This window comes from Streptomyces capoamus (assembly GCF_014654935.1).
Classification (GTDB): Bacteria; Actinomycetota; Actinomycetes; order Streptomycetales; family Streptomycetaceae; genus Streptomyces; species Streptomyces capoamus.
The window spans coordinates 385,785-392,099 of record NZ_BNBF01000003.1; the positions used below are offsets into that span (position 1 = coordinate 385,785).

5 protein-coding genes and 1 pseudogene are annotated in these 6,315 nt (G+C 73.7%); 5 read left to right on the forward strand and 1 reads right to left on the reverse strand.

The genetic code is table 11. From position 1 onward, the window contains the following. From IE312_RS39205 to IE312_RS07680, 4 genes and pseudogenes are all read left to right on the forward strand, one after another. Positions 1-183, forward strand: a pseudogene (locus IE312_RS39205) (serine/threonine protein kinase); the annotation flags it as partial. Between the two features lie 150 nt (positions 184-333). Further along, positions 334-1,020 (forward strand): FadR/GntR family transcriptional regulator, encoded by a 687-nt coding sequence (locus IE312_RS07670; RefSeq protein ID WP_189979561.1) that lies wholly within the window; start codon positions 334-336, stop codon positions 1,018-1,020. Then, entirely contained in the window at positions 1,017-2,543 is a 1,527-nt protein-coding gene (locus IE312_RS07675) for a tocopherol cyclase family protein (RefSeq protein WP_229899265.1), read from the forward strand. Before IE312_RS07670 ends, IE312_RS07675 begins: the two co-directional genes overlap by 4 nt. Further along, a complete protein-coding gene (locus IE312_RS07680; protein WP_189979563.1) occupies positions 2,540-4,390 on the forward strand; it encodes a GMC family oxidoreductase in 1,851 nt (616 codons plus the stop codon). The genes IE312_RS07675 and IE312_RS07680 overlap by 4 nt, the downstream gene beginning before the upstream one ends. Before the next feature lie 145 nt (positions 4,391-4,535). Here IE312_RS07680 and IE312_RS07685 read toward each other — a convergent pair whose 3' ends face one another. Next, positions 4,536-5,126, reverse strand: a complete 591-nt coding sequence (locus tag IE312_RS07685; protein ID WP_229899267.1) for a hypothetical protein — start codon at positions 5,124-5,126, stop codon at positions 4,536-4,538. Between the two features lie 214 nt (positions 5,127-5,340). Here IE312_RS07685 and IE312_RS07690 point away from each other — a divergent pair, with 214 nt between their 5' ends. Further along, positions 5,341-6,036 (forward strand): hypothetical protein, encoded by a 696-nt coding sequence (locus IE312_RS07690; protein ID WP_189979565.1) that lies wholly within the window; start codon positions 5,341-5,343, stop codon positions 6,034-6,036. Positions 6,037-6,315: the final 279 nt, after the last annotated feature.

Sequence of the window (6,315 nt, forward strand, 5' to 3'; positions counted from 1 at the left end):
AGCGAGAAGAGGCTGAAGGTCGACCACGTCACCTCCCGCTACCTGCTGCTGAACCCGCCGGACAAGGTCTTCGGCACCCCTGCGGGGATGTCCGTGTACCTCAGTGACAAGTACGGCGAGGGCGGCTATCTGCGGGCCGATCCCCAGGGCAAGGTGCTGAAGGTCGTGCCCAGCGGCGGCTGAACGGGTCTTCCCGACCGGACCCTCCCTCACCGGACCCTCCCTCTCCCCGGAGGAAGAGAGGAAGTCCGGCGGCGCGGGTTCGCCGGGGTCATTGACTCCGCGCACCCGCGCTGGTTGAGTGGCTCATCCACTGAGCCACTGGAGGACGGCGTGGAGTCCCTGCCCCGCGAAACCCTCGTAGACGCCCTGGAGAGCCGGCTGCGTGAGGACATCCTCACCGGCCGTCATCCGGCGGGCAGTTACCTGCCGCCGGAGCGCACACTCGCCGACGGGTACGGCGTCACCCGGACCACCCTGAAACACGCGTTCGGGCGTCTGATGCAGGCGGGCCTGCTGGAGACCCGGCACGGCGTCGGCACCCGTGTGCGCGACTACCTGCGCCTGGGCGGCGCCGACCTGCTGCCGATGCTCGTACGGCACAGCCCCGACTGGATCGGTGAGGTGTTCGAAGTGCGGCGCAGCATCGGCGCGTTGATCGCCGAACGCGCGGCGGGCCGAGCGAGCGAACGGCAACGGACCGAACTCGCAGCCCTGCTGGCGGCCGTGGGGGAGGGGGCGGACGCCGACGCCGTACAGCTGGCGGACATCGAGGTCCACCGGGCCCTGGCCCGCGCCACCGGCAACCGCGTCTACGTCCTGCTCACCAACACGCTCTTCAACGCCTACCTCCCCGTGCGCGCCGCGCTCCGGGGACCTTTCACGGACGCCGGGGTGGCCCGGGAGCGCCTGGAGCCGGTGGTCGCGGCGGTACGGTCCGGTGACGAGGCCGGTGCCCGCCGAGCGGCCGAGCAGTACCTGACGGTCACCGAGCGGATCATGCTGGAGGGCCTCGCATGAGCGCGGCCACCACCTCACGCGTCCATCAGGGCAGGCGCTCGGCCACGCGCGGCACCGTCTTCGACGAGACGATGCTCGGCACGCTGCGGCTCGACGGCGAACACCACGAACACCACGAACACCACGAACACCGCGACGGCCCCGACGGCCCCGACGGCCCCGACGGCCGCGACGGTCGTGACCGGGACCGCCGCGACCGCCGCATCCGCCTGGACCTGACGGTCTCGGCGGACCGCGTGATGCGGCCGTGGGGGACGACGGAGGCGCGGGCCGCAGGCCGTGTACGGATCACCGGCCTGGCCGACGATCCGAACGCGGAGGGAGAGCTGGAGATCTCCCCCCTCGCGCGACGCCGTATCCGGTACCGCATCGCGTTCACCGCAGGCGGCCGCCGCCTCACCCTCGACGGCTGGAAGTCCGTCTCCCCGCGCAGGCCGGTTGCCTCGATGACCGTGCTGCCGTTCACCCTCTACGCGGACGGCGCGCCGATGGGCACCGGCACTCTTCGCTTCCCGCTGAGCACGCAACTCCTGCCGTTCCTCGCGAGTTTCCGTTTCCCCCGGCCCCACGAGCCGGGCGCGGTCCTCGCGTCCCGCTGGCGCGGCGAGCCCGGCCGCACGGAGGTCTGGTACACCACCGTCACCGACCCGGACACCGGCAGCGGACTGTGGCTGCACCACGAACTGACCGCGCCCGTCGACGGGTCGCAACCGTACGCGCACGGCTGGGCCGCGGTGTTCCCCGAGGACGGCCCCGTGCGGCACGCGCGCTTCGGTCCCGTGCCGTGGTCCGGCGCCGAGCCGGGCTTCGACGCCGGCGAGGTCGCCTCCCGGCCAGGGCGCCTGTCCGGATCGGCGGACGAGGGCGCCCTGCACTGGGACATCGCGGAACGCCCCGCCGGCGAGCCGCTGTTCACCTTTCCCCGCTGGTCCTGGAACCGCCCGCTGCTGCCCGCCACCCACATGCTGCCGGCCGCGCGGTCCCGGTACGACGGGACCTTCACGCACGACGGCAGGACACTGACGCTCAGCGGAGTCCCGGGGGCGTCCGCCCGCATCTACGGCCACGGCAACGCCCGCCGCTGGGCCTGGCTGCACGCCGACCTCGGCGACGGGGACGTGCTGGAGGTCGTCGCCGCGGTCTCCACCCGTCCGGGACTGCGCAGACTGCCCCCGATGGTCTTCCTCCGGCTGCGCCGCCAGGGCCGCGACTGGCCCCGCCGTCCCGAGCGGGGTGCCGTCGGCTGGGCCGGAGCGGGGCGTTTCCGGGCGGACACGGCCCTGCCCACGTGGCGGGTCACCGGCCGCACCGCCCTGCGCCGCATCCGGGTCGAGGTCACCCAGCCCGCCGACCGCACCCTCGTACTCGACTACACCGACCCCGACGGCCGGCACGCGACCTGTCGCAACAGCGAACGCGCCGACGCCCACGTCCTGCTGGAGAGGTGGTGGTTCGGCGGCTGGCGCACCGAGGCCGAGTGGACACTGGACGGTACGGCCCACGCGGAGGTGGGCACACGATGAGTCTCACCGGCCTCGTCGCCGCCCTGATCGCCGACGACGGCACGACCGACTGGCCCCGCCGGGTTCCCGACCGTCTCGAGACGGTCCTGTCCACGATGCCGGTGGGCGCCCGGGCGGGCATGCGGGCCGCGGCACGCGCGGTGGACGCCTACGCCCTGGCCCGCACCGGGCGCACCCTGGCCGGACTCACCGCGCGGGAACGGCAGTCCGTCGTGGCCGGACTGACCGCCCGCCCCGCGCTCCTGCCGCTGCTGGACCTCCTCAAGGTGCCCGTCCTGCTGTCGGCCGGGACCGAGCGCATGCTCGAAGAGGGAACGACGAGGAGCGTCCTCACGCGCAAGGACCCCCCACTGGACCTGACGCCCGCGTCCGCGTGGCCGGCCTGCTCCACCGCCGATGCCGTGGTCGTCGGCTCGGGAGCGGGCGGGGCCGTGGCCGCGCGGTCCCTGGCGCGGGCAGGCCTCGACGTCCTCGTCCTCGAAGAGGGAAGCCACCACAGCACCGAGTCGTTCGGCCGGCGCGCGCCCCTGGAGCGCTTCACCGAGCTGTACCGGGACGGAGGAGCCACCTTCGCCCTCGGCACACCACCGCTGCTGCTGCCGGTGGGCCGAGCCGTCGGCGGCACCACCCTCGTCAACTCCGGTACCTGCTACCGCACACCGGACCACGTCCTGTCCCGCTGGAGCAGACACTTCGGGTGGACGGCGGCCGACGAGTTCGACCGTCACCTGGACGAGGCCGAACGCCTCCTGCGGGTGGCCACCCAGCCTCTCGACGTCCTCGGCGCCAACGGCCGGCTCGCACTGGCCGGCGCCGGCGCCCTCGGCTGGCGGGCCGCACCGCTGCGGAGGAACGCGCCCGGCTGCCAGGGCTCCTGCCAGTGCGTGGCCGGCTGTCCGACCGGCGCCAAACACAGCGTTCAGCTCTCCGTGCTGCCCGAGGCGTGCGCCGCCGGGGCCCGCATCGTCACCGAGGCGCGGGTGGAGCGCGTACTCGTCGACACGGACCGCCCGGGAGGCCCACGTGCGGCGGGGGTGCGCGTACGACGGGAGCAAGACGGCGGCGCGTTCGACATCCTCGCGCCCCTCGTCGTCGTCGCGGCGGGCGCCCTGCAGACCCCGCAGCTCCTGCGCCGCTCCGGACTGGGCGGACATCCCCGCCTCGGACACAACCTCAGCGTCCACCCGGCCACGAGCGTCGCGGGACGCTTCGCCGAACCGGTCAAGGCCTGGCAGGGCGTGCTGCAGAGCGTCGGCGTGGAGGAACACCACGGCGCCGGCATCCTCATCGAGGCCACCGCCACCCCGCCCGGCATGGGCTCGTTCGTGCTGCCCGGGGCGGGCGGCGAGCTGCGCCGCGAACTGGAGGGCGTTGACCGGCTCGCCACCCTCGGGGCGATGATCGCCGACCGGCCGGCCGGCCGGGTCCTGGGCCGCCGCCGCACCGTCGTCCGTTACGACCTGGACCGCCGCGACGCCGGCCGTCTCCTGCGAGCCGTCCTCGCCATGGGCGAGCTGCTGTTCGCCGCGGGCGCCGAGGAAGTACTCACCGGCATCCCGCGCACGCCCCGCGTGCGCAGCCTCGCCGAACTGCGTGACGTGCTGGCCGGCACCAGCGCGCGGCGATTGCACCTGTCGGCCTACCACCCCACCGGCACGGCCGCCGCCGGTGCGAGCCCGGAACGCTTCCCGGTCGACCCGCAGGGCCGGCTCCGCGGTGTGCACGGCGTGGTGGTCGCGGACGCGTCGGTGCTCCCCAGCTGCCCGCAGGTGAATCCCCAGTTGAGCGTCATGGCGGCGGCCCTGGCGATCATGGAGAATCACACACGGGCCATCGTGTCCCGATGAGGTGTCCGAACCGGGCCCCGGCCCCGCCCCCGTTCCGCGAGGATGCACTTCGGCCGGCTGAGGCCGTCATGACGTGATGCCTTCCACGCCGAACCCCCGACTGCCCGTCCGCCCCGGGCCGCGCCCGCGCCGGGTGTCGCCGGTGTCACCCCGCCCGTTCCGCGGGGCCGTCGTCGGCCAGGGCGGCCCGCATCGACCGCAGCCTTCGGTCCTGCACGTGTCCCTGGTACGCGATCCACCCCACGAACACCACGGTGAGCACCCCGAAGCCGATGGACTGCCGGGCGTTCCCGGTCAGCGCGAGGAGCACGGTGAGCCCGCCGAACAGCACCCCGAGGAGCACCAGAGCGGCCCGGCGGTGGCGCGTGCGGTGCAGGCGCTGCGCCACGAGGTCACGCATGGCCCGGCGTTCCTGCGGGTCCTCGGGCACCTCACCGTCACGGAGCTTGAGGTCGAGGGACACCAGGTCGTCCGCGCCGCCCGCGGCACGCTTTTCCCTGCGCCGCCGGACGACCAGCACGGCGATCGCCCCCACGGAGGTGACGGCCGTGCGGACGAGCACGGACGCGAACGACCGCCCCGGGAACAACAGCATGATCAACGCACTGGCGGCCAGCAGGGACAGGACCACCTGCAGCCACAAGTGCCGGCCCAGGAAACGGCTGACGCGCCCGGCCGTGGGCGCCCGGCCGGCGGGACCGGGGTTCTGCACTCGCTCGCTCTCGGACAGGGTCACAAGCCGATTCCTTCCCCGTTGAACCGTGTCAGGTGGCCCTGCGGATACCCCGAGTCGGCGGCAACAGCCGCCCCGTGCGCGCAGCGCGGGTCACGAGCGGGCAACGAAATGCGGCCGGTGCAACCACCGGCCGCCGGTACCCCGTCCGTCCCGGCGAACGACACAGCTCGCACACAGGGTGCGCCTGACCCACGAGGGACGATCCGCCGTGACGATGACCAGGACGACCGAGGACCACCACAGACCCGGCGCCGTTGTCCGTACGACCGCGACGAGCCTGGCCGCCGCCTTGCTGGCCCTGACGCTCGCCGCGTGCAACGGCGACGGCGACTCCGAGGGGTCCGCCGCCGGCCCGAAGACGGCCACGTCGGCACAGCCCTCCGGCGGGCCGGCGACCGGTGCACCCACCGGCCCGGCAACCGGGTCGTCCACGGCCGGCACCGTGCCCGTGGGCAAGTCTCCTTCCGGTGCTGCTACGGCCTCCCCGGCCAAGCCTGCCGCGCCGAAGGCACCGGCACCGGCGAAGCCCGCCGCCTCGGCGACCGCGGCCGGCGGCAGCGGATGCGACCACAAGATGCCCATCTCGCCCGACGAACTGGCGGTCTACCGCTACACGCCCGAGGGGGGCGCCCTGCACCTGATCGTCAAATACGGTGCCTGGGGCTGCGCGCCCGCGGACTCCGACGGGGCCCCGTTCGAGACGGTGGGCAAGGAGATCCCCGTGCCCATGAACCAGGCCGCCTACGTCACCGTCACCAATCCCGTCGTCGCGAGCACGGAGAACCAGCACATCGGCGTGCAGGAGTTCCTCGACTGGCTCGAGGCGCACCCGAACAGCGGGCTGGTCTTCAAGTACCACCTCGGTGCTGACGGGGCGATCGACGAGCTGGAGGAGGAGTTCACCCCCTGAGCCCCGCCCGGTCCGGACGTCCGCCCGGGTCGGGGCCCGGCTTCACCACCCGCTGCGGAGTGGGAGCGGGTGGACGCTGGTCACGGAGGGCAGGCTCATCCTGCTCGTCGTCAGTTCGGCAGGCCGACCGGGGGAGATGCATGCAGTCGAAGCCCAGGATCCATGACTGGCGGATCGAACCGCGGGAGTACGCGCGGCAGGAGGCGAGACGCGGCAGGCGACACGCGTACGAGAGCGTCGATCCGAGGCGTACCGCGCTGGTCGTGATCGACATGGTGC